The following is a 24,980-nucleotide window of genomic DNA, read 5'->3' on the forward strand; positions in this document are numbered from 1 at the left end:
TCGCACAAAATCGGCTAAAAGCGTCACGGTCTTCTGAATTTACCAATCAAAAACAGAAATTTAACTCGTTTATCATCGACGCTTGGCCCGGCAATGGTGCCGGACCTAAACTTGGGAAAGCAACGGCGAAAGGCCGTGCTCGGGAGGAAGTCTAAGTGGCTGTCATTGCAATCGACAGGGCCGAACCGGCGCCGGCGGGGCCGAAGCCCTTCTATGCACAGCTCTATGTCCAGGTGCTCGCCGCGATCCTGCTCGGCGTGATCATCGGCCATGTCTGGCCCGAGACCGGCGAGGCACTGAAGCCGCTCGGCGACGCCTTCATCAAGCTGGTGAAGATGATCATCGCCCCGGTGATCTTCCTGACCTTGGTCACCGGCATTGCGGGCATGACCGAACTCCGGTCGGTCGGCCGCGTCGCGGGCAAGGCCTTCGCCTATTTCCTCTTCTTCTCGACGCTGGCGCTGATCGTCGGGCTGATCGTCGCCAACACGGTCCAGCCGGGCGCGGGAATGAACGTCGATCCCGCCACCCTCGATACGTCGGGGGTCACCGGCTATGTCGAAAAGGCGCAGCACAGCAGCATCGTCGAATTCCTGATGGCGATCATCCCGACGACGATGGTTTCGGCGCTCGCGGGCGACTCGCTGCTCCAGGTGCTGTTCGTCTCGATCCTCTTCGGCATCGCGCTGTCGATGGTCGGCGAGCCCGCCGCGCCGGTGCGCGAACTGCTCGAAAAGGTCGGGCTGGTCGTGTTCCGGCTGGTGGGCATATTGATGCGCGCGGCGCCGGTCGGGGCCTTCGGCGCGATGGCCTTCACCATCGGCAAATATGGCATCGAATCGCTCGCCAATCTCGCGGGGCTGGTCGCGACCTTCTATCTGACCTCGTTGATATTCGTCGTCGTGGTGCTCGGTATCGCCGCGCGGCTCGCGGGCTTCTCGATCTTCAAGCTCATCCGCTACCTCAAGGCCGAACTGCTGCTCGTGCTCGGCACCTCCTCGTCCGAAAGCGCGCTGCCCAGCCTGATGGAGAAGATGGAGCGCGCGGGCTGCGAGAAATCGGTCGTCGGGCTCGTCGTGCCGACGGGCTACAGCTTCAACCTCGACGGCACCAACATCTATATGACCCTCGCCGCGCTGTTCATCGCGCAGGCGTGCAACGTCGACCTGTCGCTCGGCGACCAGATCGCGCTGCTGCTCGTCGCGATGATCAGCTCGAAGGGCGCGGCCGGGGTTACCGGCGCGGGCTTCATCACGCTCGCCGCGACCTTGTCGATCGTGCCGTCGGTGCCGGTCGCGGGCATGGCGCTGATCCTCGGCATCGACCGCTTCATGAGCGAGTGCCGCAGCCTCACCAATTTTATCGGCAACGCGGTCGCGACCGTGGTCGTCGCGCGCTGGGACAATGCGCTCGACCGCGACCGGCTGCGCGCGGCGCTCGACGGCGAGCCGCCGGCCAAGATCGCCGCGTCGCCAGTCGAACAGGACATGGATTAAGGGCCCAAAGGCCCGCGACAAGGGAGAAGGACAATGAGGGGTAGGACATCGGCCATGCTGCTGGCGGGCACGGCGATCAGCCTGTTCGTTTCGGCACCGGCGCTGGCGCAGGACGGCGAGACCGCCGCGCAGGCGGACGCCGCCGAAGAGGGCCAGGCCGAGGACGGCGCTGCCCAGCCCGAGATCGTCGTCGTCGGCACGCGCATCGAGGGTGCGCGCGTCACCGAGGCGCTGCCCGTCGTCGTCGTCGGCCAGGACCGGATCGACGCGATCGGCGCGGTCAGCGGCGACGAGCTGATCCGCAACATCCCGCAAATGGGCGACGTCAGCTTCAACCCCGGCAACAATGCGCAGACCAGCAACGCCGCGCGCGGCGACGTCGGCTCGGTGAACCTCCGCTCGCTCGGCGTCGGCAACACGCTGGTGCTGCTGAACGGCCGCCGCGTCGTCACCCACCCCGCCAGCCAGGGGCTGTCGGACACCGGCACGGTGCCGGTGCTGAGCTATAATTCGAACGCGATCCCGACCACCGGGCTCGAACGGCTCGAAGTGCTGCTCGACGGCGCCGCGGCGCTTTATGGCTCCGACGCGGTCGCGGGCGTGGTCAATACGGTGCTCAAGGACGATTACGACGGCCTCCGCCTCCAGGCGCAATATGGCGGTGCCGAGGGCACGCACCTCACCGAATTCCAGGGCAATATCCTCGCGGGCAAGAGCTTCGAGCGCGGCAATATCACCGTCTCTTTCGAATATACCGACCGCAGCGCGCTGCGCGCCGAGGACCAGGATTTCACCGCCTCGGCGAATCTGCGGCCCTTCTTCGCCGACGATCCCGATTTTGCGAGCTCGCAGGTCCCCGACGCGCGCGCGACGCGCGGGGCGTGGCCGGCGCTGATGGTCCCGGTGACCGGCGGCCGCCCGCGCCGCGGCACCACCAACCTCACCACCGCGGCGGGCGCCTTCACCGTGCGCCCCACGCGGCTCGGCGGCTGCACGCTCGCGCTCACCACCGACCTCTGCCTCGTCAACACCGCGCTCGCGACCAACAATGCGTTCCGCGAACTGCGCTACGACACCGCGGTCGGTACGACGGTGATGCCCAGCGTCAAGCGCTACAACGCCTTCGCCAACGGCCATTACGACCTGACCGACAACCTCACCTTGTTCGGCGAGTTCGGCTATTACCGCTCGGACACGGTGCGCATCCAGCCGCCGGTGATCAACCTCAACCAAATCTGGATCCCCGCGACCAACTATTACAACCCCTTCGGCCCGGTCGGCAGCCCGAACCGCCTGCCGGGGCTGACCAATGTACCGAACGAAGGCCTGCCCGTGCTGCTCACCACCTATCGCTTCGTCGATACCGGGCCGCAGACGGTCAAGGTCAGCAGCGAGCAGATCCGCGGGCTTCTGGGCGTGCGCGGCGAGGCGGCGGGGTTCAAATGGGACAGCGCCTTCGTCTATTCCGAAGCCTCGGCGGTCGATTCGAGCGTCGCGGTGCGCAGCTCGGCGCTGCAGCAGAGCCTCGCGCTCGCGACCCCCGACGCGTATAACCCGTTCAACGGCGGCTGCATCGATACGCTCAGCTTCGGCGACTGTACGCCGAGCTCGCAGGTGGCGATCGACGCGATCACCTTCGATCTCAAGCGCCGGTCGAAGACGACGCTGACGATGGGCGACTTCCGCGCCTCGCGCCCCGACCTGTTCAAGCTGCCCGGCGGCGAGGTCGGTATGGCCTTCGGCGTCGAGGTGCGGCGCGAGACGCAGCGCGACGACCGCGATGCCGCGGTCGACGGGTCGAGCCCCTTCGTCGATGCGGTCACCGGCGCGGTGACGATCAGCGATGCCGCGGCGGTCAGCGACAATCCCGACACCTATGGCAAGCGCACCGTCGCCGCGGCCTATGCCGAACTCGCGGTGCCGGTCGTGTCGGAGGAAATGGGCGTGCCGCTGATGCGCCGCTTCGACGTCCAGCTCGCGGGGCGCTACGAACATTATAGCGACTTCGGCAGCGTCGCGCGGCCCAAGGTCGCCGCCGCATGGGACATGTTCGACGGGCTGCGCCTGCGCGGCTCCTTCTCGCAGGGCTTCCGCGCGCCGAACCTCGAACAGGTGAATGCGGTCGAATATGCCCGCCTCGCGACCAGCCAGGATTTCCTGCGCTGCGAGGTCGACCTCCGCGCCGGGCGCATCGCCAATTTCAACGCCTGCGGCAACAATGTCGGCTATTCGCGCCGCGTGTCGGGCAACCCCGATCTGAAGCCCGAGAAGTCGACCAACTATAACCTCGGCGCGGTGTTCGAGCCGAGCTTCCTGCAGGGCGACCTCGGGCGCGTGACCTTCACCGTCGACTATTGGTCGATTCGGCAAAAGGGCATCGTCGGCATTCTCGGCAACGACACCGCGATCGCGCTCGACTATCTGGCGCGGCTGAACGGCTCGTCGAACCCCAATGTCATCCGCGACGCCGCCAATGCCGACGATATCGCGGCTTTCGCCGGGACCGGCATCGCCCCGGTCGGGCGGATTACCACCGTGCGCGACCAGTTCATCAACCTGCAGCCGCAGACCGTGCGCGGGCTCGACTTCGCTTTCTACTGGCAGTCGCCCAAGACCGGAATCGGCAAGTTCGACCTGGCGATCAACGCCTCGCGCCTGCTCAAATTCTCGCGCGATCCGGGCCCGGCGGTCGATGCGCTGGTCGAGGCGCGCGAGGCGGGCGACATCAACCCCGCGACCCCGCTGCCCGAAACGCAGAATCTGATCGAGGCGAACGGCCGGCCCAAATGGCGCGGCACCGCGTCGCTGACCTGGTCGCTCGGGCAGTTCCAGATCGGCGCCTTTGGCCGCTACACCGGCGCGGTCGACGAGACCGGCTTCGTCGACCTGAACGGAAATCCGTGGCGCGTGAAGTCGCAGTTCACCGCGAACCTCTATGCGCAGGTGCGCATCCGCGACGCGGCCGGGCTCGGCGGCACCATGCGCTGGCGCGTCGGGGTGCGCAATATCGCCGACAAGAAACCGCCGTTGACCTCCGAGGGCTATCTAGGGTCACTCTACAGCCCCTATGGGCGCTACTGGTACACCTCGGTCACCACGGAGTTCTGATATGCGATACGGGCACGGCATCTGGTCGATCATCGGCTCCGCCGCGCTCGTCGTCGCGCCGGCGGCAGCGGCAAAGGAGAGCGCGCCCGCGCCGACCGCCGCCGGCGCGGCGACCCCCGTCGCCGGGAAAAAGGCCGCGCCGCCGCGGATCCTGTTTATCGGCAACAGCTTCACCCAGGGCGCGCATTCGGCGGCGCGCAACTGGCGCGCGGGCAGCGTCACCGACCTCAACAAGGCGGGCTATGGCGGCGTGCCCGCGCTGTTCAAGCTCTTCGCCGAGCAGGCCGGGCTCGATTACGACGTCAGCCTCGAGACGCAGGGCGGCAAGTCGCTGGGGTTCCATTATGACGAGCGGCGCCAGCTGTTCGACCGGCCGTGGGACATCGTCGTGCTGCAGGAGTTCAGCACGCTCAATCGCGAGAAGCCGGGCGATCCCGCCGAGTATATGATGAACGTCGCGCGGCTGACCAAGCTCTTCACCGCGCAGAATCCCGCGGTCGACATCCGCCTCGCCGCGACGTGGAGCCGCGCCGACCAGGCCTATCAGCCCAAGGGGCCGTGGTACGGCAAGCCGGTGGGCGCGATGGCCGAGGATCTGCGCGCCGCCGCCGACCGCGCGCGCGCCGCCAATCCGGCGGTCAAGGGCATCATCCCCGTCGGGCAGGCGTGGAACCGCGCGATGGCGACGGGGGTCGCCGACGCGAACCCCTATGACGGCATCGCCTATGGCCAGCTCGATCTGTGGGCGTACGACCATTATCACGGCAGCGTCGCGGGCTATTATCTCTCGGCGCTGGTGACCTTCGGCGCGATCACCGGGATCGACCCGACGGTGCTGGGGTCGAAGGAGAAGGGCGCCGACGAACTCGGGCTTTCGGACGCGCAGGCCGAGGCGCTGCAGAAGGTGGCAAGCGATACGCTGAAGGCAGCGTAGGGCGGCCGGTTTCGGGCGGAAGCGGACAAACCGCGCTATAAAACCCGTTCGTGTCGAGCGAAGTCGAGACACGTGAAGGCTGGCGCGCCCCAAGCGTGTCTCGACTTCGCTCGACACGAACGGAAATAGAGGACCGCCTGGAAACCACCCCAAACCGAACCTCCACACCCCCCACCCAATCCCCATTGACCTCCGCCGAAAACGATATAAATATGATATCATCTTTATATCGAGTGATTCGGAGGGAAATATGGTCGATACGGGAACGCCCGCACTGAACCGCAGCCGCGAGGGGCGCGCGAGCACGCAGAGCGGTTATCTGATGCTCTTCATCTGGCTGCTGTTGCTTGCGGCCGCGCTCTGGGCGGGGATCAGCAACGGCAATGCCGAGGTCATGGTCGCTTGGAAATGGATCGTCGTCGTAGTCTCGGCGGTCGTCGGCACGCTGATCCTCTGCGGCTTCTATCTCATCAACCCCAATGAGGCGGCGGCGATCCAGCTGTTCGGCGCGTACAAGGGCACCGACCGCGAGGAGGGGCTGCGCTGGGTGTTGCCGTGGCTGACGCGCAAGAAGATCGCGGTGCGCGCGAACAACGTCATCTCGGAGAAGATCAAGGTCAACGATTTGCGCGGCAACCCGATCGAGATGGCGGCACAGGTGGTGTGGCGCGTCACCGATACCGCGCAGGCGCTGTTCGACGTAGACGATTACAAGGAGTTCGTGATGGCGCAGATCGAGGCCGCGGTGCGGTCGATCGGCTCGCGCTATCCCTATGACGACATCGAGCATCAGGAAGTGACGCTGCGCGGAAATCACGACGAGGTCGGGGTCGAGCTGCGCAAGGCGCTGATCGAGCGGCTCGACGTCGCGGGGATCACCGTCGACGAATGCGGCCTCACGCACCTTGCCTATGCGCAGGAGATCGCCGGCGCGATGCTCCGCCGCCAGCAGGCCGAAGCCGTCATCTCGGCGCGCAAGAAGCTGGTCGAGGGCGCGGTGACGATGGTCGAGATGGCGCTCAACCAATTGTCCGAAAAGGGCGTCGTCGAGCTCGACGACGAGCGCAAGGCGGCGATGGTGTCGAACCTTATGGTCGTGCTGTGCGGTGAACGCGACACCCAGCCCGTCGTCAACGCCGGCTCGCTCTACTGAGCCCCGGACCGGAAAACACCGATGCCTGCGTCCGCCAAAAAAGCCTTCGCGCTCCGCCTCGACCCCGCGCTCTATGCCGCGGTCGAGCGGATCGCGGCGGCCGAGCTGCGCAGCGCCAATGCGGAGATCGAGGTGCTGCTGCGCGAGGCGCTGGCGCGGCGCGGGGTGAACATCAAACCGCCGGTGCCCGCGAAACGCGGCCGCCCGCCCAAGGAGAGCTGAGATGCTGCATCTGTTGACGGACAACCGCCCCTGGTTCCGGCCCCGGAGCCGCGGCTACGTCACCGGCCTGCCGATCGCCTGGCAGGGCTGGCTGGTGATCGCGCTGCATATCGCGCTCATAACCGGGGTCGCGGTGCTCCTCGCCGAGCGGCCGCTGCCGATGACGATCTTCGTGATCCTCGCGGGGCTCGCGCCGCTGCCGATCTACCGCGCGCGGACCGAGGGCGGGTGGAAATGGCGGTAAAACACTATCGTCACCCCGGGCTTGACCCGGGGTCCCGCTGTCCAGCATCGACGAAGAAGCGGGACCCCGGATCAAGTCCGGGGTGACGAGTGAAGCGAAACAGGCTTTTCCACCGCTAGCCCCTCACCCCCGCTTGCCCCACCACGGGTAGACGGTTAAGGCCGATCCCCATGTCCGCCGAGCCAGCCCCCGTCCGCATCGCCCCCTCGATCCTCAGCGCAGACTTCGCCAGGCTCGGCGAGGAAGTGCGCGCGATCGAGGCGGCGGGGGCCGACTGGGTGCATATCGACGTGATGGACGGCCATTTTGTGCCGAACCTCACCATAGGCCCGATGGTGGTGAAGGCGCTGCGCCCGCACTCCACGCTGCCGTTCGACGTCCATCTGATGATCAGCCCCGTCGACCATTTCCTCGATGCCTTCGCCGCGGCGGGGGCCGACATCATCACCGTCCATCCCGAGGCGGGGCCGCACATCCACCGCAGCGTCCAGCACATCAAGTCGCTCGGCAAGCAGGCGGGCGTCTCGCTCAACCCCGCGACCCCGGCGAAGATGCTTGATTATCTGATCGACGACATCGACCTGGTGCTGATCATGAGCGTCAACCCCGGCTTCGGCGGTCAGAGCTTCATCTCGAGCCAGCTTCGCAAGATCGAAGCAGTCAGGAAGATGATCGACAAGTCGGGCCGCGACATCCGGCTCGAGGTCGATGGCGGCATCGACGCGGGCACCGCACCGCTCGCGATTTCGGCCGGCGCCGACGTGCTCGTCGCGGGGACGGCGACCTTCAAGGGCGGTCCGCAAGCCTATGCCGACAATATCCGGCGGCTACGCGGCGCCTGATCGGTGAAGGTGCGTCCGATGACCGCCCCGACCGACGCGCCCGACATCGGCACCGACATCGACGACACGATCGAGCCGGGCAAGAGGCTGATCCGCCTGCCCGCCGAAAAGGGCCTGTCGCTCGGCGACCGCATCGCCAACCATTTCACGCGCCTGACTTGGCGCACGCCGCTCCACGCCTTCCGGCTGAAGGGGCGCTTCCCCTTGAAGCTGCTCGGCGTGCCCGACGATCCCGTGCCCGGCGACACGCGCGCGGGCACCGCGATCCGCGCCGGCCATTTCCTTCATCGCGGGTTGAAACTGCCGCTCGGCGAATGCGATTTCGCGGAGCTCAACGTGGCGCCCGCCTTTGCCGATTATCTTCACAGTTTCGCCTGGCTGCGCGACCTTGCATCGACGGGCAGCCGCGCCGACGGCGCGCCGATCGCCGAGGCGATGGTGCGGGGTTGGCTCGCGGCGCATGGCGAGACGGTGAGCGAGCCGGCGTGGCGCGCCGACAATGCCGGCTGGCGCATCCTCTATTGGGCCTTTCACGCGCCGCTGATCCTGTCGTCGAGCGACCTCATCTACCGCTCGGCGGTGCTCAACCATCTCGCGCGCGCGGCGCGCCACCTCGACCGCGTCGCCGACAAGACGCGGCCGGGCGTCGGCCAGCTCGTCGCCTGGACCGGCATCGTCGCCGCATCGCTGCTGATGCCCGGCGGCGAGCCGCGTCAGGTGTTCGGCGAGGCGGGGCTGCGCAAGGTGCTCGAGACCAGTTTCTACGCCGACGGCGGCAATATCGCGCGCTCGCCGCAGGCACAGCTCGACGCGATCATGGCGCTGGCGATGCTCGCGCGCATTTACGACATGCGCCGCATGGAGGTGCCGCCCTTCGTGCAGGAGGTGCTGACGCGCGCGGTGCCCGCGCTGCTGGGCCTCGTCCACGCCGACGGCGGCATGGGCAGCTGGCAGGGCAGCGGCGCGACCTCGGCCGACCAGATTCGCGCGATCGTCACCGCCAGCGGCGTGCGCACCCGCCCGCTCAAGCAGGCGCGCGACTGGGGTTACCAGCGGCTCGTCGCGAACAAGGTCGTGCTGCTCGCCGACGCCGCGCCGCCCCCCATTGCAAGGGTGACCGAGGCGGGCTGCGCCTCGACCTTGGCCTTCGAACTCAGCGACGGTGCCGACCGGATCATCGTCAATTGCGGCGGCGCGGCGCTCTCCGGCGCGACGATCCCCGAGGAGCTGGCGCGCGGCCTGCGCACCACCGCGGCACATTCGACGCTGACCATTGCCGACAGCAATTCGACCGCGATTCTGGCCAGCGGCGCGCTCGGCAAGGGGGTGACCGAGGTCGAGCTCGACCGCCACGAGACGCCGCAGGGCAGCCGGCTCGAGATGAGCCACGACGGCTATGTCCGCCGCCACGGGCTGATCCACCGCCGCCTCTTGATCCTGTCGCCCAACGGCCGCGAACTGCGCGGCGAGGACCAGCTGCTCCCCGCGCCGCGCAGCCGGCGCAAGGGCGACAAGCAATTCGTGCTGCGCTTCCACCTGGGCCCCATGTTGCAGGCGAGCATGACGGCGGACAAATTGGGCGCGCTGCTTCGCATCCAGGGCGGCCCCTTGTGGCAGTTCCGCACCAGCGAAGGCGCGCTCGCGGTCGAAGAGAGCCTGTGGGTCGACGGCGACGGCCGCCCGCACCCCTGCGAGCAGCTTGTCGTCACCGGCACCGCACCCGCGGGCGGGGTGAGCGTGGGGTGGATCTTCAAGCATATCGGCTGATGGCGCTTCCTTCCCCCTCGATGGGGGAAGGATACGCAGCCTTGCCGCTGAAGCGGCTAGGCGAAGTTGGATGGGGGTGATGGTGCGTCCTCAAACCTTCATCTCAGGCCGAGAGCGCACCCCCACCGCTGCGACTAACGAACAAGTTCGTAAGTCTCGCTGCCTCCCCCATCGAGGGGGAGGGGCGTATCCGGCAGCCGGCGCCCCAGGGACTGAACGCCGGTTGCGGAAAACACTTTAGAAGGCGTAGCGTGCCATGATCTGGAATACCGGACCCGCCTTTTCGCTTTCGAGTTCATATTCGTCGAAATCGCGTTCCGCCTGATCGGCCAGATTGTCGAACTTGTTGAACGCTTCGCGCTTGGCGCCGTTCAATAGGTTCGAGCCCACCGCGCGGATCGTGAACTTCTTGCCGAAGCGTTTTTCGACGAAGATTTCGAGGTCGGCGCCATAGCTGGTGCGAATTTCCTCGCCGATTACGCGGTCGAACGCTGCGCCCTGCTTGCGGTGGGTCGCACCGAAAGCGACACCCCATGACGGAATGTCCTGGATGAAGCCGATGTTGTAGACATAGTCCGACTGGCCGTTGAAGCGGCGCTTGCCCGCGAAATCGGTAATCTCGCTGTCGAGCCAGGATATGTTGCCGAAGATGCCGGTGTCGGGCAGGCCCAGGAAGCCGAGGTCGGTCGAAAGGTCGAACTCGACACCATAGACCTTGCCGTCGCCGACATTCTGCGGCTGGTAGATGAAGGTCAGTTCGTCGTCGTCGGGATCGTTCGGATCGCCAAGGTCGGTTTCCGAACCCAGTTCGCCGGTGTTGGTGAGTTCGATCAGATCCTTCACGTCGCGGTAGAAGAAATTGACGCCCACCACGCCGGTCCGGCCGATGCGGCGTTCATATCCCACATCGACGCCCCATGCGGTTTCGGGATCGAGCTGCGGATTGCCGAGGAAGTCGTTGTCGGCAACCTCTTCCTCCAGCAGCGCCGGCGAGACGAAGTTGAAATCGGGGCGACGGTTGGTCCGCGCCACCGATGCGGTGATGCGGTCGCGCGCGGTCAAGTCGAACTTTACCGACGCCGACGGCAGCAGCTTTTCATATTTCTTGTCCTGCGCCAGGATATCGTCGGGATCGCTGAAATCGACGACGTCGAGCTTGGTCGTTTCATAGCGGACGCCGGCTTCCCATGTCAGGCCGCCCGACTTGCCCTGCACCAGCGCAAAGCCGTCGAGGCGCCGTTCCTTGAGCCGGCTGAGCGACACATCTTCGGGGTCGGCCGGAAAGGGTGCCACCAGATCGTCGGGATTGTCGACGAACTGGTCATAATCGTCCTCGAGGCCCGGAAACTCGTCGCCGTCCTCGAACGCTAGGATCGACATGTTGCGCTTCTTGTTCTGATAATAGCCGCCGACGACGAGCTGGATGTCGTTGCCGAGTTCGAACTCATGCTCGAGCTTGGTCGTGAATTCCTTGTCGGTGGCGTCGGTCGCGGTGAACGCCTGTTCGAACTCGGGATCGTCGCCCTCGTCGTTGAATGCGATCTCGTTCTCGGTTTCGCGCTGCTTGTCGTCGAAGCGGGCATAACCGACGCGCAGCGTGGTTTCGCCGAGCGACCAGCGATGCTTGATCCGCGCGTCGAGGCTGTAATTTTCCTGGTCGATATTGTTGATATTGCTGTTGTCGCTTGCCAGCAGGCCGTCCGGCAGCGGGCCGGTTTCCGCGGTTTCGTCTTCATATTCGAAGCTGCGCTCGGTCTCAGTGCGGTCGGTGCGCACATAGAAGCCGCCGATGCGGAAATCGGTGGTGTCGCCCTCGATCTCATAGGTCGCGTTGGCCGAATAATCCTTGCCGTCGCGGGTATCGCTCTGGACTTCGCGATTGTCGAACTCGTCGGCCGCGAAATTCGGGTCGTTCTCGGGCGAGTCGCCATAGCGCAGCGACAATTTCTTCTTGGGGTTGTGGCGTCCCTGAAGGTTGACGCCGACGAGCAGGCGGCCCGGGCCGACCGCGCCGCCATAGACGGCGCCCAGGCTGGGCTCGAGTTCCTCATCGTCGAAATAGAGCGCGCCCGCGCGGACATAGCCGCCATCGAGCTCGTACCCGTCACGCAGCTGGATGTTGATCGTGCCCGCGACGGCGTCGCCGGTGCGGCGCGCCGACGAGGAACGGACGATCTCGACGCGGTCGATCAGTTCGGCGGGGATGCGGTCGAGGAAGAAGCTGCGGTCGTCCTGGCCGCCCGGAACGCGCTCGCCGTCGATCAGGATCTGCGTATAGCCCGGCGGCAGGCCGCGCAGGCGCGCGCCGTCGCTTTCGATGACGTCCGACAGGAAGGTTACCGACGGCACGCGCTTCAGCGCGTCGCCCGCGGTCAGCGGCTCGAAGCGCTGGAAGAATTCGCTGTCGTAGGAGAGCACGGGCTCGGCCTCGTCGCTGCGGTTGCGGTAACCGACGCTGCCGAGGACGACGATCTCTTCCGAGGTGGTGATCGGGCCATCGCCGCGATCATCCTCGGCAACGGGGATCGGTGCGTCCTGCGCGGCGGCGGGCACCGAGATCATCGCGGTCGCGAGCGCGAATACGGCGGCGGATTGCAGGCTGAAGCTACGAATCATGATGGACAGACCCCCTTTGTGGTTGCCGGGCGTCTAGGGGCGGTCTGTGACAGTTTGCGGCGACAAGAATGACGCTTCGATGACCGTTAAATGACGGAAATATTGTGGGATTGACGCCGCGTCGCTTTGCTGGGAGGGCGCGCGGCCAATCGCGGACGGCGCGTCTGGAACGAGGGAAATCGCCATGGTCGCACGGGGCAGGAACAAGCTGTTGATTTCGCTGGCGCTCGGCGCCGCGGCGATGGCCTCGGCGTCCGCCTTCGCCGACGATCCCGCGACCACCGCCTTTCCCATCGTCACGCTCACCGAGGACGCCCAGCCCATCCCGCGTTCGGCGGGGCTGCCCTATGCGCCCCGAAATCTCGCCGACCGCATCGTGCTGACCGCGGGCGCCGACACCGCGCGCGAAATGGCGGTCGCGTTCCGCACCGACACCGCGCAGGCGACGGCGGAGGCCGAGATCGCGCTGTCGGTCGACGGACCGACGCTCGGCGAAAAGGCGAAGCGCGTCACCGGCAAATCGATGCCCGTCGACAGCAGCTATGGCCGCGCGCTCTATCACCAGGTCCGCTTCGAGGGTCTGACCCCCGACACTGTGTACAACTACCGCGTCAAGGGCGCGGCGGGCTGGAGCGAATGGTATCAGTTTCGCACCGCCGCTGCCGAGGACAAGCCCTTCCGATTCCTTTATCTGGGCGATATCCAGAACGGCATTTTGACCTATGCCAGCCGCGTGATCCGCCAGGCTTTCCACGCCAATGGCGACATCCGCCTCGTCGTCCACGCCGGCGACCTCGTCGGCCAGCGCGACGATCTCGACCATGACGATGAATGGGGCGAGTGGAACCAGGCGGGCGGCTATAATTATGCGATCGTCCCGCAGCTGCCCGCGACGGGCAACCACGAATATGTCGACACCCTCAAGCCCGACGGCAGCGAAAGCCGTCGCCTCGGCCCCTATTTTCCCGCACAGTTCGCGCTGCCCAAGAACGGCGTGAAGCCGGTCGAGGCGACCACCTATTATGTCGATTATCAGGGCGTGCGCTTCATCATCCTCGACGGCACCGCCGCGATCGACCTGGGATCGATGCAGGCGCAGACCGACTGGCTCGACAAGACGCTCGCCTCGTCGAAGGCGAACTGGAACGTCGTCCTCTTCCACCAGCCGGTCTTCACCTGCGCGCGCCCGAACGACACGCCCGAGATCAAGGCGGCATGGAAGCCGGTGTTCGAGAAGCGCAAGGTCGACCTGGTGCTGCAGGGCCACGACCATTGCTACAGCCGCCTGACCGCCGAGGCCGGCCGCGAGGCGAGCGCCAAGGCGCGCGCCGACGGCACGATCCAGGGCCCGGTCTATCTGGTGTCGGTGACGGGGTCGAAGATGTACCGCCTCAACGACCGCACGCCGTGGCAGCCCGACAAGGTCGCCGAGGCGACCGAACTCTACCAGATCGTCGACGTCGAGCCGAAGACGATCAGGTTCCGCACCTTCACCGCGTCGGGCAAGCTCTACGACGGTTTCGACCTCACACGCACCGACCAGGGCAATCGCCTGTCCGAACTCGCCGAACCCACACTTGCCACGCGCCGCTGTTCGGGTGAAATCGGCCCCGACGGCGGGGCCTGCGTCGCATCGGGGAAATGACATGACCAAGACCGTGAAACTTTTCGCCGCGCTCGGCCTCGCCACGGCGCTCGCCGGCTGCGCTGCCAAGGAGCCCGTCTTCTTCGGGCTGCCGCCGGTCCCGGTTACCGCGAGCGGCGAGACCGACCCGGTCGGCACCGGCCGCGCCGACGCCGCCGACGATCCGGCGATCTGGGTCGATCCCGCCAATCCGAACCGTGCGCTGATCATCGCGACCGACAAGAAGGCGGGCATCCACGTCTATGACCTCGCCGGCAAGGACATCGCCTTCATCAAGGGCGGGCTCGTCAACAATGTCGACGTCGTCGGCAATATTGTCGCGGCGAGCGACCGCAACGATGGCGTCAACGCGCATATCGCGCTCTTCCGCCTCGACCCCGACAAGCCGTCGCTGACCCCGATCGGCCGCGCCGCGGCGGGGACGGGCGAGGCCTATGGCTTCTGCCTCAAGAAGACCGCGCCGGGCGAGCCGCTGGTCGCGGCGCTGATCATCAAGGACGGCACGGTGCGCGTCGGCCCGCTGACGATCGACGGCGCCGCGCCGACCTTCACCACCGACTGGGAAGCCAAGGTGCCGACGCAGGCCGAAGGCTGCGTCTTCGACGGCGACACGCTGTACGTCGGCGAGGAAGACGCCGGCATCTGGAAACTGCGCCGCGACTATGCCGGACTGGTGGCCAAGGTCGACAACCAGCGCCTCGTCGCCGACGTCGAGGGCCTCGCGACGATCGACCACAAGGGCCAGCGCTACCTGCTCGCCTCGAGCCAGGGCGACAATGCCTATGCGGTCTTCAAGCTGCCCTCGATGGACTATGTCGGCCGCTTCGCGGTGACTGCTGGCGCCTTCGGCGCGACGAGCGAGACCGACGGGATCGAGGCGGTCGCGGGCAATTTCGGTCCGGTCTATCCGGACGGTATCTTCCTCGCGCAGGACGGCGACAACGCGCCCAAGGCGCAGAATTTCAAGCTGGTCCGCTGGGACCAGATCGCGGCGGCGCTGGGGCTGTAGCCTGCTCCCTCCCCCTTGATGGGGGAGGCAGCGAGACTTGGAAGCTTGCTTCCTAGTCGCAGCGGTGGGGGTGCGGTGTCGGTCTGAAACGAGGGGTGCAACGATGCGCCATCACCCCCTTCCAACTTCGCCCATCAAGGGGGAAGGCGAGCACGGCCGTGACCTTGGTTTGGCCGAGCGATGACTTGCCCTGACGTCCCTTGGCGCCTAGGGGGGGCCGCGTCTTTCCCATCCCTGCAAAGGCCGCCCCGTCCCATGACCGACCTGATTCCCGTCCGCCGTGCCCTTTTGTCCGTCAGCGACAAGGCGGGGCTGACCGAGCTTGCCGCTGCGCTCGTCAACCATGGCGTCGAGCTGGTCTCGACCGGTGGCACCGCGAAAGCATTGCGCGAAGCGGGTCACACCGTGCTCGACGTCTCCGACCTCACCGGCTTCCCCGAAATGATGGACGGCCGCGTCAAGACTTTGCACCCCACGGTCCACGGCGGCATTCTCGCGGTGCGCGACGACGCGGCGCATGTCGCCTCGATGGACGAGCATGGCATCGGTCCGATCGACCTCGTCGTCGTCAACCTCTACCCCTTCCTACAGACCGTGATGTCGGGCGCCGACCGCGACACGATCATCGAGAATATCGACATCGGCGGCCCGGCGATGGTGCGCTCCTCGGCGAAGAACCACGCCTTCGTCGGCATCGTCACCGAGCCCGAGGATTATGCCGCGCTGATCGAAGAGCTGGACGCCAATGGCGGCGCCACCACGCTGGCGCTGCGCAAACGCCTCGCCGCGACCGCCTTCGCGCACACCGCGACCTACGACAGCATGATCGCGCAATGGTTCGCCTTCGCCGACCAGGGCAAATTTTTCCCCGACACGCTGCCGCTCACCGCAAAGCTCGCGGCCGAGCTGCGCTATGGCGAGAACCCGCACCAGAAGGCCGCGCTCTACCTGCCCGCCGGCCCCGCCGGCCGCGGCATCGCGCAGGCCGAACAGGTGCAGGGCAAGGAACTCAGCTACAACAATATCAACGACGCCGACGCGGCGCTCGAACTCGTCGCCGAATTCCGCGAGGCGGGGCCGACCTGCGTCATCGTCAAGCACGCCAACCCCTGCGGCGTCGCGAGCGGCGCGACGATCGCCGAAGCCTATGACGCCGCGCTCAAATGCGACGACGTCTCGGCCTTCGGCGGGATCATCGCGGTCAACCGCCCGCTCGACGGTGCGACGGCGGAGCTGATCAGCACCATCTTCACCGAAGTCGTCTGCGCCCCCGACGCCGACGGCGACGCGCGCGCGGTGTTCGCGAAGAAGAAGAACCTCCGCCTGCTGCTCACCGGCGAACTGCCCGATCCGGCGCGCGGCGGGCTCATGCTCAAGACGATCGCCGGCGGCTGGCTCGCGCAGAGCCGCGACAATGGCCGCATCAGCCTCGGCGACCTCAAGGTCGTCACCGACCGCGAGCCGACCGAAGAGGAACTGACCGATGCCCTCTTCGCCTGGACCGTCGCCAAGCATGTGAAGTCGAACGCGATCGTCTATGCCAAGGGCGGCGCGACCGCGGGCATCGGCGCGGGGCAGATGAACCGCCGAGACAGCGCGCGCATCGCCGCGGTCAAGGCGCGCGAGGCCGCCGAGAGCCATGGCTGGGCGAGCCCGCGCACCGTCGGCAGCGCGGTCGCGAGCGACGCCTTCTTCCCCTTCGCCGACGGGCTGCTGGCGGCGGTCGAGGCCGGGGCTACCTGCGTGATCCAACCCGGAGGCTCGATCCGCGACGACGAGGTGATCGCGGCGGCGAACGAGGCGGGGCTCGCCATGGTCTTCACCGGGATGCGGCATTTCCGGCACTAAGCGCACCCAGCTCCGTTCGTGTCGAGCGAAGTCGAGACACGCTTGGAACGCGCATGCTTCGTGTGTCTCGACTTCGCTCGACACGAACGGCATAGGGAGGCCGTGGTCATCCTGACCCGGTAACAAGGACCAGCATGACCGCCACCCCGCGCAACAAGTCCATGATCCAGAACCTCTACTACTGGACCATGGAAAAATCGGCGCACCCGCACGCCGAATTCTGGCTGGCGCTTGTGTCCTTCGTCGAGGCGAGCTTCTTCCCGATTCCGCCGCATCCGATGCTCGGGCTGATGTGCCTCGCCAACCCGAAAAAGGCGGTGCGCTACGCGGTCATCTGCACGCTCGCGTCGGTCGCGGGCGGCATCTTCGGCTACGGGATCGGTTTCTTCCTCTACGAGAGCGTCGGGCTGTGGCTGCTCGGGGTGCTCGGGCTCACCGACGCCTTCCCGCCCGCCGCCTGTTACCTCCGCGAGTTCGGCGCGGAGATCATCCTGATCAAAGGCGCGACGCCGATCCCGTTCAAGCTGCTGACGATCACCGCCGGCTTCATCCACATGAACTTCTTCACTTTCCTGTGGGCGAGCCTCGCAAGCCGGGCCTTTTCCTTCCTGCTCGTCGGAATCCTGTTCCGGCTGTTCGGTGCGCCGATCAAGGCGTTCATCGACAAATATCTGGTGTGGGTGACCGGCGCGTTCCTGGTCGCGGTGGTCGCGGGCTTCCTTGTAGTCGGCGCGTTGTCGGGCAACGGCGAGAGCAGGGAAGCTGACAAGTGCAGCGGCGCGACGCTCGAGAGCATCGGGCTCGATCGGACGTAGGCCCGCTCCCCCCAACCCGTTCGTGTCGAGCGAAGTCGAGACACGCCGACTGCATACGCCAAGCCAACGTATCTCGACTTCGCTAGATACGAACGGGGGTTATGGGCTGGCGAGCCTATTCGTTCGCCATCGTGTGCAGCCAGTCCGCATGCCGCGGCGCCTTCTTCGTCTGGCTCCACTCCTCGAGCATCAGCGGCGCGACGCGTTTCAGCTCGGCATATTGCTCGTCGGTGCCGATGTCGCACGCCAGCTCGACGCGATGACCATTGGGATCGAAGAAGTAGATCGACTTGAAGATGCCGTGATGCGTCGGGCCGAGCACATCGACGCCCTCGCCTTCCAGATGCGCTTTCGCCGCGACCAGCTCGTCATAGCTGCCGACCTTGAACGCCAGATGCTGCACCCATTTCGGCGTATTCTCGTCGCGGCCCATGTCGGGCTGGTTGGGCAGCTCGAAGAAGGCGAGGATGTTGCCGTTCCCCGCGTCGAGGAAGACATGCATATAGGGGTCATATTCGCCGGTCGATGGCACATGATCCTCGGCAAAGGCGGTGATGTAGGTCATGCCGAGCATGCGCTCGTACCAGTCGACCGTCTCTTTCGCGTCCTTGCAGCGATAAGCGGCGTGGTGGACGCCGCCCAATTTGATCGGGCTGGTCATTCGGCCGGTTCCTCGACATTGAGCGCGCCGCGGCGGATCTGGTCCATTTCCATCGATTTGAACAGCGCCGTGAAATTGCCTTCGCCGAAGCCCTCGTCCTTCTTGCGCTGGATGAATTCGAAGAAGACCGGGCCGATCACCGTCTGGCCGAAAATCTGGAGCAGCAGGCGCGGGTCGCCTTCGGTGGTCGAGCCGTCGAGCAGGATGCCGCGCGACTGGAGGCCCTCGACCGATTCGCCATGCCCCGGCAGCCGATCTTCGAGCATCTCGTAATAGGTCGCGGGCGGTGCGGGCGCGAAGGGGTTGCCGAGCGCCTTGAGCTTGTCCCAAGCGGCGTAGAGATCGTCGCAGCTGAAGGCGATATGCTGGATGCCCTCGCCATTATAGGCGCGCAGATATTCCTCGATCTGGCCCTTGCCGCCCGCGCCTTCCTCGTTGAGCGGGATGCGGATCTTGCCGTCGGGGGCGGTCATCGCCTTCGAGGTCAGGCCGGTATATTCGCCCTTGATGTCGAAATAGCGGATCTCGCGGAAGCCCGCGATGCGCTCATAGAACGCCGCCCAATGTGCCATGCGGCCGCCGTAAACATTGTGGGTGAGGTGATCGATGAGTTGCATCCCCGCGCCCACCGGGTGGCGATCGACGCCTTCCTCGTAAATGAAGTCTATGTCGTAGATCGACAGGTCGTCGCCATAACGGTCGATCAGATAGATGATCGAGCCGCCGATGCCGCGGATCGCGGGCAGGCGGAGTTCCATCGGCCCCGGGGTGACCTCGACCGGCTCGGCGCCCCGTTCGATGGCTTCGCTATAGGCCTTGGCCGCATCGCGCACGCGCCAGCCCATGCCGCAGGCCGAGGGGCCGTGCTCGGCGGCGAAATAGGCCGCGGGCGATTTGGGCTCGTAATTGGCGATCAGGTTGATTCCGCCCTGGCGCCACAATTGCACGTCCTTCGACCGGTGGCGCGCGATGCGGGTGAAGCCCATGCGTTCGAACACCGGTTCGAGCATGCCCTTTTCGGGCGCCGAAAATTCGACGAATTCGAACCCGTCGAGGCCCAGCGGATTGTCGAACAGGTCGGCCATGATCATCTTCCCAATTGGTTTCAATTGAAACTATTATCGCGGGTGCGCGCCGCGCTGTCAAGCCGGACTCGGCGGCGGAGCGCAAGGGTATCACGGCTTCGCCCTGTGGTTCAAATCACTGGAGGCAGGATGCCGCGGCGCTATGATGGGATGATCGAAGGCATAGGGGGAAAAAGGGGGACAGGGGCATGCCGCAAACATCATCGCTGCGTTTCTGGCTCGCGCTCGGCTGGATGGCGCTCGTCGCGGGCTGGGCGTGGTGGGAATATAGCCATTACAGCGGCCTCTACCGCTGGCTCGCCGAATGGCAGATCGCACAGTGGGGCAGCTATGAGCAGGTCTGGACCGCGCTCGTGCCCGCCTTCGTCCTCGCGATTCCGTCGCTGCGCGTACTGCGCGAGCGCGAGCTCCTCAACCAGGCGTCGCTGATCGCCGGCGACGATCCGGTGCCGATCCTGAGCCGCGTGCGCACTGGCATGCTGGTCTGCGGCGTCATCCTGACGCTCGTCGCGGGCGGAGCCTATCTCTGGTCGCAGGCCTTGCCCGATCCGTCCGACCCGCCGGTGACGGTAGATATCGCCATGCTCGGCACCGCCGCGCCGCCGACGGGTTCGGCGATCTTCGCCGGCGCCGTGCCCGACACCGACCGCGCGCTGCAGATGGACGAGGCCTTTCGCTCGCGCTCGGCCGATATCGACCATCAAACTATCTATGTCCCGGTCGTCGCGAAGGGTGCGGCGAAGGACGCAGCCGTGCGCTTCCTCATCGATCGCGCGAGTTATGCCTTCATCGACAGCGGCGAGGCGCCGCGCACCAACATCTTCCTCGCCGACCATATGCAGGGCGTGCTGGTCGAGAACGGCCTGCCCGCCGAGGTCGTCGCGGCATTCGAAAAACAGGGGGTCAAAATCGCGTCGCCGCATTATCTGATGACGACCAATTCGGTCGGCGGACGGCAGGCCTATTATGTCGTCGCGGCGCTCGGCGGCTTTATCGCGGCGATCCTGTTCCTGATGGCGGCGATCCAGAGCGTGTCGATCGCCCGCGCGCGGCGGCGGGCCGCCTAGGCGGTTTCGCGCTCCAGCGCTTCGAGCGCCTCGCCCGCCTCGATCCAGCGCGCCTCGGCGGTCTCCTGCGCCGCGACGATCTTGCCGCGCCGCTGCGACAATTCGCTCATCGTCAGGCCCTTATATTCGTTCGCCGCCCCCGCAGGGTCGAACATGGCGCGATCGATCGCGGTCAGCACGACCTGATATTTTGCGAGATCGGCCTCGGCATCCGAAACCGCCTTCTTCGCCTTCGCCACGGCATCGCGCGCCGCGGCGGCGGCCTTGCGATCGCCCTTGCGGTCGGCCTTCGACGGCGCGCGTTCTTTCTCGGACGATTTGCCGAGGATGAAGGCGACATAATCGTCCATGCTGCCGTCGAAATCGCGCGCGGTGCCATTGTCGACCAGCACCAGCCGGTCGGCGGTGAGTTCAAGCATGTGGCGGTCGTGGCTGACCAGGATCACCGCGCCGTCGAAGCCGTTCAGCGCCTGCACCAGCGCTTCGCGCGCATCGACGTCGAGGTGGTTGGTCGGTTCGTCGAGGATCAGCAGATGCGGCGCCTCTCGCGTGATCAGCGCCAGCGCGAGCCGTGCGCGCTCGCCGCCCGACAGCTTCGCCACCTGCGTCGTCGCCTTATTGCCCGAAAAGCCGAAGCGCCCGAGTTGCGCGCGCACCGCGGCCGGTGTCTTGCCCGCCATGATCCGCGTCATATGCTCGAGCGGGGTGTCCTTTCCGTCGAGTTCCTCGACCTGATATTGGGTGAAATAGCCGACGCGCATCTTGCCCGTCGCCGCCATCGCGCCGTCCATCGGGGTCAGCTGTGCTGCGAGCAGCCGCGCGAGCGTCGTCTTGCCATTGCCGTTGCGCCCCAGCAGCGCGATGCGGTCGTCGGGGTCGATGCGCAGGTTGAGCCGCGACAGGATCGGCTGGCCCGGCGTGTAGCCGACACTCGCCAGGTCGAGCGTGATCAGCGGCGGGCGCAATTCGTCGGGGCTCGGGAAATCGAACGCCAGGCTCGGATCCTCCGCGAGCGCGGCGATCGGCTGCATCTTGGCGAGCTGCTTGGCGCGCGACTGTGCCTGTTTCGCGGTCGAGGCGCGCGCGCTGTTGCGCGCGACATAATCCTGCAGCTTGGCGCGCTGGGCATCCTGCGCGGCCTTGGCGGCAGCGAGCTGCGCCGCGCGTTCGGCGCGCTGGCGCTCGAAATCGTCGTAGCCGCCCGGATAGAGCGTCACCTTGCCGCCCTCGAGGTGCAGGATATGGTCGACGACATTGTTGAGCAGGTCGCGCTCGTGGCTGATCACGACGAGCTGGCCCGGATAGGATTTGAGGAAGCTTTCGAGCCACATCGTCGCTTCGAGGTCGAGGTGGTTCGAGGGCTCGTCGAGCAGCAGCAGGTCGGGGTTCGAGAACAAAAGCGACGCGAGCGCGACGCGCATCTTCCACCCGCCCGAGAAGCTGTCGAGCGGCTGGCCCTGCATATCCTCGTCGAAGCCGAGCCCGATCAGGATACGCGCGGCGCGCGCGGGGGCGGTATAGGCGTCGATCGCGATCAGCCGCTCGTGGATATCGCCCAGCCGGTCGGGGTCGGTCACCGTCTCCGACTGGTGCAGCAGCTCGGCGCGCTCGGTGTCGGCGGCGAGCACGGTCTCGAACGGCGTCGCGGTGCCGCTCGGCGCGTCCTGCGCGATATAGCCGATGCGCGTCTTGCGCGGCATTTCGATGCCGCCCTCGTCGGCCTCGAGGCTGCCGATCATCACCTTCATCAGCGTCGACTTGCCCGCACCATTGCGCCCGATCAGCCCCGTCCGGCTCTTGCCGGGCAGGCTCGCGGTCGCGCGGTCGAGGATGGTGCGCCCGCCGAGGCGCACGGTAAGGCCATTGATCGTCAGCATGGCGCGGGCCCCTAGCATGGCGGACGGCGAAGCCCAAGGGGGTTGGAGGCTGCTCCTTAAGATCCTCCCCATCGCGAAGCGTTGGGGAGGGGGACCGCCGCCGCAGGCTGTGGTGGAGGGGTTTAGACGGTAGTGATATTACCCCTCCGTCAGCGGCTAAAGCCGCTGCCACCTCCCCATGGCTGCGCCAAGGGGAGGATCTTTGCGGCTGCCCCGCTCAGCTCAGCGCCTTATACAACCCGAAGGTGCTCGTCGCGATCAGCACGACGCCGACCATCACCAGCATCACCTTGGGCGAGAAGCGCTTGGCCATCATCGCGCCCAGCGGCGCCGCGGCGACGCCGCCGATGATCAGGCCCAGCGTCGGGCCGAGGATTTCCTCGAAGCCGAGGTTGGCGATGAAGGCGATCGACACCGACACCGCGAGGAAGAATTCGACGCTGTTCACCGTGCCGACGACCTTGCGCGGCTCGCCGCCCTGGACGAGCAGGTTCGAGGTCACGACCGGGCCCCAGCCGCCGCCGCCCGCGGCGTCGAGGAAGCCGCCGACCACCGCGAGCGGCGCGACGACCTTGGGCTTCTCGAACTTGGGCGGATAGAGCAGGCCGCGGATCAGCAGCCACACGCCGATCAGCACCAGATAGCCGAGCACGAAGGGCTTCACGACATCGGCGTGCAGCGACGTCAGCACATAGGCACCGAGCACCCCGCCGATCACCCCGGGGATCAGCAGGCGCCAGAACAGGGGCCAGTCGATGTTGCGGTGGAAGAGGTGGCTGAGGCCCGAGGCGCCCGTGGTGAACATCTCGACGACGTGGATGCGCGCCGATGCGGTCGCGGGCGGCACGCCGAGCACCGCGACGAGCAGTGTGTTGCAGATCACGCCGAACGCCATGCCGAGCGCGCCGTCGACCAGCTGCGCGGCGAAGCCGATCAGGATGAACGGCAGCAACGCTGCGAAGTCGATGGACGCCAGATCGATCATAAATGTATCCCAACCCCTTTAGTTGACAACCCGCTGCCGCGTTTCGCGGCGAATCGCGAGTCCAATTTTTCTGCGCGCGATGAAGGGATTTGTTTGCGCGCCAGGGCGAGGGGTGTGTGCACGCGGTCAGCCAGTCACATCGTCGGGCAGATAGTCGCGCACATAATCGATGAAAGCGCGCAATTTGGGCATCACCTGCTTGCGGCTGGGATAATAGAGGAACAGGCCGGAGGTCGAGCAGGCATAGTCGCCGAGCACCAGTTCGAGCTGGCCCGCGGCGACCTGCGCCTTGACCACCGGCTCGGCGGTCATGCCCATCGCGACGCCGGCGTGGACCGCGACCATCATCGCGGTGAAGTCGTTGACGATCACCGGGCCGGTCACGCCGACTTCGAACTCGCGATTCCCTTTCTCGAAGGTCCAGGGCATCAGCGCGCCGCTGCCAAGGCGCATCCGCACGCAGCGATGGTCGCGCAGTTCGTCGGGGGTCTCCGGCCGGCCATGTTTGTCCAGATAGGCGGGAGCGGCGACCGCGACGAAGCGGAAGGGCCCCGTCAGCCGCACCGCGATGACATCGGCGTCGAGCGATTCGCCCATGCGCACCCCGGCGTCGAAGCCGTTGGCGCTGAGGTCGGTCAGCGCATCCTCGGCATAGATTTCCAGCTCGATCTCGGGATAGGTTTCGCAAAAGCCCGCGATGATCGGTTCGAACAACGGCTGCACCGCGCCGCGCATCAGGTTGATGCGCAGCCTTCCTGCGGGCCGGTTGCCCAGGTTGCGCGCCGCCTCATAGGCATCGCCGAGCCCGGCATAGGCGGGCGCCGCGCGCTCGAAGAACATCTCGCCCGCCTGCGTCAGCCCGACGCTGCGCGTCGTGCGCATGAACAAGGGCGCGCCGACGCGCGCCTCCAGGCTCTTGATCGTCTGGCTGATCGCCGAGGGCGAGACCCCCAGGTCGGCGGCGGCCGCAGAAAAGCTCCGCCGCTCCGCGACACGCAGAAACGCCTCGATCCCGTCGAGGACCCCATGGGGGATTGTTAAATCCTGCTTCAAGGCACTTGCAGATTATAGAGGATTATCTATTTGCGCAATCGCGCCTAAAAAGGTTGCACAACGAAACGAAAGGAACCTCTCCCATGGCCAATCAGCTCTCCAACTTCCGCCGCTTCCCCTCGGCTTTTGCCATCGTCGCCGCTTCGGCCCTGGCCTTCACCGGCCTCGTCGCGACGACCTCGCCGGCCTATGCCCAGTCGGGCGGCGACTATCGCTGCGCCAACCTCGCCGAACAGGCTTCAACCGCCGCCAACGGCGCCGAGGCGGGCAAGCAGGCGAATGCCAAGCGCTTCGTCTCGACCGGCAAGAAGCTCTGCGAAGCCGGCAACGAACGCGCCGCTGCCAAGCAGTTCCGCGCTGCACTCAAGCTCGCCGGGGTGAGCGAAGTGCAGGGCGACGCGCAGGTCGCGGCCGCCAACTAAGACAAGCCAGACGACACCAATCTCCGATCCGCCCTCTCCCTCTCCAAGGCGGATCCACTGACTGGGGCGGTACCTGATACAGGGCCGCCCCGTTTTGTTTGTGTCGGCTTTTCCATCGGCGGGTTTTCGAG

20 protein-coding genes are annotated in these 24,980 nt (G+C 66.3%); 14 read left to right on the plus strand and 6 right to left on the minus strand.

Features of this window, described 5'->3' with window-relative positions:
- Positions 1–164: 164 nt before the first annotated feature.
- The 8 genes from BWQ93_RS18185 (at position 165) to BWQ93_RS18220 (ending at position 9,766) form a co-directional block, all read left to right on the plus strand.
- Positions 165–1,496, plus strand: a complete 1,332-nt coding sequence (locus BWQ93_RS18185; protein ID WP_077032526.1) for a dicarboxylate/amino acid:cation symporter — start codon at positions 165–167, stop codon at positions 1,494–1,496.
- A gap of 33 nt (positions 1,497–1,529) precedes the next feature.
- A complete protein-coding gene (locus BWQ93_RS18190; protein WP_077031719.1) occupies positions 1,530–4,604 on the plus strand; it encodes a TonB-dependent receptor plug domain-containing protein in 3,075 nt (1,024 codons plus the stop codon).
- A gap of 1 nt (position 4,605) precedes the next feature.
- A complete protein-coding gene (locus BWQ93_RS18195; RefSeq protein ID WP_077031720.1) occupies positions 4,606–5,538 on the plus strand; it encodes a DUF4886 domain-containing protein in 933 nt (310 codons plus the stop codon).
- A gap of 250 nt (positions 5,539–5,788) precedes the next feature.
- A complete protein-coding gene (locus BWQ93_RS18200; RefSeq protein ID WP_077031721.1) occupies positions 5,789–6,691 on the plus strand; it encodes an SPFH domain-containing protein in 903 nt (300 codons plus the stop codon).
- Positions 6,692–6,712: 21 nt separating this feature from the next.
- Positions 6,713–6,913: a hypothetical protein gene (locus BWQ93_RS18205; protein ID WP_077031722.1), complete on the plus strand. Its 201-nt coding sequence runs from the start codon at positions 6,713–6,715 to the stop codon at positions 6,911–6,913.
- A gap of 1 nt (position 6,914) precedes the next feature.
- Entirely contained in the window at positions 6,915–7,157 is a 243-nt protein-coding gene (locus tag BWQ93_RS18210; RefSeq protein WP_077031723.1) for a hypothetical protein, read from the plus strand.
- A 170-nt stretch (positions 7,158–7,327) separates the two neighbouring features.
- Positions 7,328–7,999 carry a ribulose-phosphate 3-epimerase gene (gene rpe, locus BWQ93_RS18215; RefSeq protein ID WP_077031724.1) on the plus strand — a complete coding sequence of 224 codons (672 nt, stop codon included), beginning with the start codon at positions 7,328–7,330 and terminating at the stop codon, positions 7,997–7,999.
- 18 nt (positions 8,000–8,017) lie between these two features.
- A complete protein-coding gene (locus tag BWQ93_RS18220) occupies positions 8,018–9,766 on the plus strand; it encodes a heparinase II/III family protein (RefSeq protein WP_077032527.1) in 1,749 nt (582 codons plus the stop codon).
- A gap of 237 nt (positions 9,767–10,003) precedes the next feature.
- On the opposite strand, the gene BWQ93_RS18225 is transcribed toward BWQ93_RS18220, so the two are convergent.
- On the minus strand, positions 10,004–12,382 hold the full coding sequence (locus BWQ93_RS18225; protein ID WP_083721032.1) for a TonB-dependent receptor plug domain-containing protein: 2,379 nt from the start codon (positions 12,380–12,382) through the stop codon (positions 10,004–10,006).
- Positions 12,383–12,566: 184 nt separating this feature from the next.
- Between BWQ93_RS18225 and BWQ93_RS18230 the strand changes: the two genes are divergently transcribed.
- From BWQ93_RS18230 to BWQ93_RS18245, 4 genes are all read left to right on the plus strand, one after another.
- Positions 12,567–14,027, plus strand: a complete 1,461-nt coding sequence (locus tag BWQ93_RS18230) for a purple acid phosphatase family protein (protein WP_232314660.1) — start codon at positions 12,567–12,569, stop codon at positions 14,025–14,027.
- Position 14,028: 1 nt separating this feature from the next.
- Positions 14,029–15,036 carry a phytase gene (locus tag BWQ93_RS18235; RefSeq protein WP_077031725.1) on the plus strand — a complete coding sequence of 336 codons (1,008 nt, stop codon included), beginning with the start codon at positions 14,029–14,031 and terminating at the stop codon, positions 15,034–15,036.
- 255 nt (positions 15,037–15,291) lie between these two features.
- Positions 15,292–16,884 carry a bifunctional phosphoribosylaminoimidazolecarboxamide formyltransferase/IMP cyclohydrolase gene (gene purH, locus BWQ93_RS18240; RefSeq protein ID WP_077031726.1) on the plus strand — a complete coding sequence of 531 codons (1,593 nt, stop codon included), beginning with the start codon at positions 15,292–15,294 and terminating at the stop codon, positions 16,882–16,884.
- Between the two features lie 161 nt (positions 16,885–17,045).
- Positions 17,046–17,699: a YqaA family protein gene (locus BWQ93_RS18245; RefSeq protein WP_077032530.1), complete on the plus strand. Its 654-nt coding sequence runs from the start codon at positions 17,046–17,048 to the stop codon at positions 17,697–17,699.
- 115 nt (positions 17,700–17,814) lie between these two features.
- Here the strand turns inward: BWQ93_RS18245 and BWQ93_RS18250 are convergent, their stop codons facing one another.
- Both BWQ93_RS18250 and hppD read right to left on the minus strand, forming a co-directional pair.
- On the minus strand, positions 17,815–18,360 hold the full coding sequence (locus BWQ93_RS18250) for a VOC family protein (protein WP_077031727.1): 546 nt from the start codon (positions 18,358–18,360) through the stop codon (positions 17,815–17,817).
- Positions 18,357–19,445, minus strand: a complete 1,089-nt coding sequence (gene hppD / locus BWQ93_RS18255) for a 4-hydroxyphenylpyruvate dioxygenase (RefSeq protein WP_077032531.1) — start codon at positions 19,443–19,445, stop codon at positions 18,357–18,359. The genes BWQ93_RS18250 and hppD overlap by 4 nt, the downstream gene beginning before the upstream one ends.
- Positions 19,446–19,633: 188 nt before the next feature.
- Between hppD and BWQ93_RS18260 the strand changes: the two genes are divergently transcribed.
- Complete coding sequence (locus BWQ93_RS18260) at positions 19,634–20,512, plus strand: hypothetical protein (RefSeq protein WP_077031728.1); 879 nt, start codon at positions 19,634–19,636, stop codon at positions 20,510–20,512.
- Here BWQ93_RS18260 and BWQ93_RS18265 read toward each other — a convergent pair.
- The 3 genes from BWQ93_RS18265 to BWQ93_RS18275 all read right to left on the minus strand — a co-directional run bounded on the left by BWQ93_RS18265 (position 20,509) and on the right by BWQ93_RS18275 (position 24,427).
- Positions 20,509–22,389: an ABC-F family ATP-binding cassette domain-containing protein gene (locus tag BWQ93_RS18265; RefSeq protein WP_077031729.1), complete on the minus strand. Its 1,881-nt coding sequence runs from the start codon at positions 22,387–22,389 to the stop codon at positions 20,509–20,511. The genes BWQ93_RS18260 and BWQ93_RS18265 overlap by 4 nt on opposite strands.
- 217 nt (positions 22,390–22,606) lie before the next feature.
- On the minus strand, positions 22,607–23,374 hold the full coding sequence (locus BWQ93_RS18270; protein WP_077031730.1) for a sulfite exporter TauE/SafE family protein: 768 nt from the start codon (positions 23,372–23,374) through the stop codon (positions 22,607–22,609).
- Positions 23,375–23,500: 126 nt separating this feature from the next.
- Entirely contained in the window at positions 23,501–24,427 is a 927-nt protein-coding gene (locus BWQ93_RS18275; protein WP_077031731.1) for a LysR family transcriptional regulator, read from the minus strand.
- A gap of 83 nt (positions 24,428–24,510) precedes the next feature.
- Between BWQ93_RS18275 and BWQ93_RS18280 the strand changes: the two genes are divergently transcribed.
- Positions 24,511–24,849 (plus strand): hypothetical protein, encoded by a 339-nt coding sequence (locus BWQ93_RS18280; RefSeq protein ID WP_077031732.1) that lies wholly within the window; start codon positions 24,511–24,513, stop codon positions 24,847–24,849.
- Positions 24,850–24,980: the final 131 nt, after the last annotated feature.

Source organism: Sphingopyxis sp. QXT-31 (genome assembly GCF_001984035.1).
In the GTDB taxonomy this organism is placed as follows: Bacteria; Pseudomonadota; Alphaproteobacteria; order Sphingomonadales; family Sphingomonadaceae; genus Sphingopyxis.

What these genes read in the sequence shown, in the direction of transcription:
- BWQ93_RS18190 (WP_077031719.1), top strand. Translation starts at nt 1,530, where the DNA reads ATGAGGGGTAGGACATCGGCCATGCTGCTGGCGGGCACGGCGATCAGC.
- BWQ93_RS18195 (WP_077031720.1), top strand. Translation starts at nt 4,606, where the DNA reads ATGCGATACGGGCACGGCATCTGGTCGATCATCGGCTCCGCCGCGCTC.
- BWQ93_RS18200 (WP_077031721.1), top strand. Translation starts at nt 5,789, where the DNA reads ATGGTCGATACGGGAACGCCCGCACTGAACCGCAGCCGCGAGGGGCGC.
- BWQ93_RS18205 (WP_077031722.1), top strand. Translation starts at nt 6,713, where the DNA reads ATGCCTGCGTCCGCCAAAAAAGCCTTCGCGCTCCGCCTCGACCCCGCG.
- BWQ93_RS18210 (WP_077031723.1), top strand. Translation starts at nt 6,915, where the DNA reads ATGCTGCATCTGTTGACGGACAACCGCCCCTGGTTCCGGCCCCGGAGC.
- rpe (WP_077031724.1), top strand. Translation starts at nt 7,328, where the DNA reads ATGTCCGCCGAGCCAGCCCCCGTCCGCATCGCCCCCTCGATCCTCAGC.
- BWQ93_RS18220 (WP_077032527.1), top strand. Translation starts at nt 8,018, where the DNA reads ATGACCGCCCCGACCGACGCGCCCGACATCGGCACCGACATCGACGAC.
- BWQ93_RS18225 (WP_083721032.1), bottom strand. Translation starts at nt 12,382, where the DNA reads ATGATTCGTAGCTTCAGCCTGCAATCCGCCGCCGTATTCGCGCTCGCG.
- BWQ93_RS18230 (WP_232314660.1), top strand. Translation starts at nt 12,567, where the DNA reads ATGGTCGCACGGGGCAGGAACAAGCTGTTGATTTCGCTGGCGCTCGGC.
- BWQ93_RS18235 (WP_077031725.1), top strand. Translation starts at nt 14,029, where the DNA reads ATGACCAAGACCGTGAAACTTTTCGCCGCGCTCGGCCTCGCCACGGCG.
- purH (WP_077031726.1), top strand. Translation starts at nt 15,292, where the DNA reads ATGACCGACCTGATTCCCGTCCGCCGTGCCCTTTTGTCCGTCAGCGAC.
- BWQ93_RS18245 (WP_077032530.1), top strand. Translation starts at nt 17,046, where the DNA reads ATGATCCAGAACCTCTACTACTGGACCATGGAAAAATCGGCGCACCCG.
- BWQ93_RS18250 (WP_077031727.1), bottom strand. Translation starts at nt 18,360, where the DNA reads ATGACCAGCCCGATCAAATTGGGCGGCGTCCACCACGCCGCTTATCGC.
- hppD (WP_077032531.1), bottom strand. Translation starts at nt 19,445, where the DNA reads ATGGCCGACCTGTTCGACAATCCGCTGGGCCTCGACGGGTTCGAATTC.
- BWQ93_RS18260 (WP_077031728.1), top strand. Translation starts at nt 19,634, where the DNA reads ATGCCGCAAACATCATCGCTGCGTTTCTGGCTCGCGCTCGGCTGGATG.
- BWQ93_RS18265 (WP_077031729.1), bottom strand. Translation starts at nt 22,389, where the DNA reads ATGCTGACGATCAATGGCCTTACCGTGCGCCTCGGCGGGCGCACCATC.
- BWQ93_RS18270 (WP_077031730.1), bottom strand. Translation starts at nt 23,374, where the DNA reads ATGATCGATCTGGCGTCCATCGACTTCGCAGCGTTGCTGCCGTTCATC.
- BWQ93_RS18280 (WP_077031732.1), top strand. Translation starts at nt 24,511, where the DNA reads ATGGCCAATCAGCTCTCCAACTTCCGCCGCTTCCCCTCGGCTTTTGCC.